This window comes from Blautia glucerasea (genome assembly GCF_020537505.1).
Classification (GTDB): domain Bacteria; phylum Bacillota; class Clostridia; order Lachnospirales; family Lachnospiraceae; genus Blautia_A.
Genome location: NZ_JAJBMO010000060.1, coordinates 1 through 2570, shown reverse-complemented (window position 1 = coordinate 2570; position 2570 = coordinate 1). Strand labels below are relative to the sequence as shown.

1 rRNA gene is annotated in these 2570 nt (G+C 54.0%); it reads left to right on the top strand.

From position 1 onward, the window contains the following. Positions 1-2570: ribosomal RNA gene (locus LIQ05_RS19120) — 23S ribosomal RNA — on the top strand; the annotation flags it as partial.

The window sequence follows — 2570 nt, the reverse complement described above, 5'->3', positions numbered from 1 at the left end:
GAAGCTAACAGAACGGTTTTGGGAAAGCCGGCCGCAGAGGGTGAAAGCCCCGTACGTGAAAGCTGATGAGACTGAGCAGGATCCAGAGTACCACGAGACACGAGAAACCTTGTGGGAAGTCAGGGGGACCACCCCCTAAGGCTAAATACTACTTAGTGACCGATAGCGCATAGTACTGTGAAGGAAAGGTGAAAAGGACCCCGGGAGGGGAGTGAAAGAGAACCTGAAACCCTGTGTCTACAAGCTGTGGGAGCGCCTTATGAGCGCAACCGCGTACTTTTTGTAGAACGGTCCGGCGAGTTACGCTTACTGGCAAGGTTAAGCACTTCAGGTGCGGAGCCGTAGGGAAACCAAGTCTTAAGAGGGCCTTAAGTCAGTAGGAGTAGACCCGAAACCGGGTGATCTACCCATGTCCAGGATGAAGCTGCCGTAAGAGGCAGTGGAGGTCCGGACCCACATCCGTTGAAAAGGGTGGGGATGAGGTGTGGGTAGGGGAGAAATTCCAATCGAACCCGGAGATAGCTGGTTCTCCTCGAAATAGCTTTAGGGCTAGCCTCGGTCGTGAGTCTTGTGGAGGTAGAGCACTGAATTTCCTAGGGGGCGTCAAAGCCTACCGAAGAATATCAAACTCCGAATGCCATGTAGACAGGACCGGGAGTCAGACTGCACGAGATAAGTTGGGCAGTCAAAAGGGAAAGAGCCCAGACCTTCAGTTAAGGTCCCAAAGTGTACGTTAAGTGGAAAAGGATGTGGGGTCTCGAAGACAACCAGGATGTTGGCTCAGAAGCAGCCATTCATTCAAAGAGTGCGTAATAGCTCACTGGTCGAGAGGCCCTGCGCCGAAAATGTCCGGGGCTGAAACGTACCACCGAAACTAAGGGATCCGTAAGGATCGGTAGAGGAGCATTGCATGCGGAACGAAGCAGTACCGTAAGGAGCTGTGGACTGCATGGAAGAGAGAATGCCGGAATGAGTAGCGAGATAGAGGTGGGAATCCTCTAGGCCGAATATCCAAGGTTTCCAGGGTAAAGCTGATCTGCCCTGGGTAAGTCGGGGCCTAAGGCGAGGACGAGAGTCGTAGCCGATGGACAACAGGTGGAGATTCCTGTACTGCGGTATGACAGAACTGTGGGGACACGTAAGGAAAGCGGAAGCCGGGAATGGAAAGCCCGGTGCAAGCGGGGTACCAGTCACTTAGGCAAATCCGGGTGGCAATGGGAAGCCGTGATGCGGATCGAAATACAAGTAGAGAAGTCCGTGAGCCATGCGTCAAGAAAAGCCGCTATTGTTTATACCGTACCCGTACCGTAAACCGACACAGGTGGATGAGGAGAGAATCCTAAGGCCGGCGGAAGAAGCATTGTCAAGGAACTCGGCAAAATGACCCCGTAACTTCGGGAGAAGGGGTGCCACTGAGAAGTGGCCGCAGAGAATAGGCTCAAGCAACTGTTTAGCAAAAACACAGGTCTATGCGAAACCGAAAGGTGAGGTATATGGGCTGACGCCTGCCCGGTGCTGGAAGGTTAAGAGGAGAGGTTAGCGGTAACGCGAAGCTTTGAATTTAAGCCCCAGTAAACGGCGGCCGTAACTATAACGGTCCTAAGGTAGCGAAATTCCTTGTCGGGTAAGTTCCGACCCGCACGAAAGGCGTAATGATTTGAGCGCTGTCTCGACAATGCATCCGGTGAAATTGAAGTACCAGTGAAGATGCTGGTTACCTGCGCCAGGACGGAAAGACCCCATGGAGCTTTACTCCAGTTTGGTACTGGGGTTCGGTATTGCATGTACAGGATAGGTGGGAGGCTGAGAAATGGCAACGCCAGTTGCCATGGAGCCGCTGTTGGGATACCACCCTTGCAGTACTGGACTTCTAACCAGCCGCCGTGAACCGGCGGTGGGACAATGCCAGACGGGGAGTTTGACTGGGGCGGTCGCCTCCGAAAGGGTATCGGAGGCGCCCAAAGGTTCCCTCAGAATGGACGGAAACCATTCGAAGAGTGCAAAGGCAGAAGGGAGCTTGACTGCGACACCGACGGGTGGAGCAGGTACGAAAGTAGGGCTTAGTGATCCGGTGGTATTAAGTGGGAATGCCATCGCTCAACGGATAAAAGCTACCCTGGGGATAACAGGCTTATCACTCCCAAGAGTTCACATCGACGGAGTGGTTTGGCACCTCGATGTCGGCTCATCGCATCCTGGGGCTGTAGTAGGTCCCAAGGGTTGGGCTGTTCGCCCATTAAAGCGGTACGCGAGCTGGGTTCAGAACGTCGTGAGACAGTTCGGTCCCTATCCGGCGTGGGCGTAGGATATCTGAGAGGAGCTGTCCTTAGTACGAGAGGACCGGGATGGACGGACCGCTGGTGTACCGGTTAGACTGCCAAGTCTACGGCCGGGTAGCCAAGTCCGGAAGGGATAAACGCTGAAGGCATCTAAGCGTGAAGCCCCCCTCAAGATGAGATGTCCCATTCGAAAGAAGTAAACCCCCTTGAAGACGACGAGGTAGATAGGGCAGGGGTGGAAGTGTGGTAACACATGGAGCTGACTGTTACTAATAGGGTGAGGGCTTGACC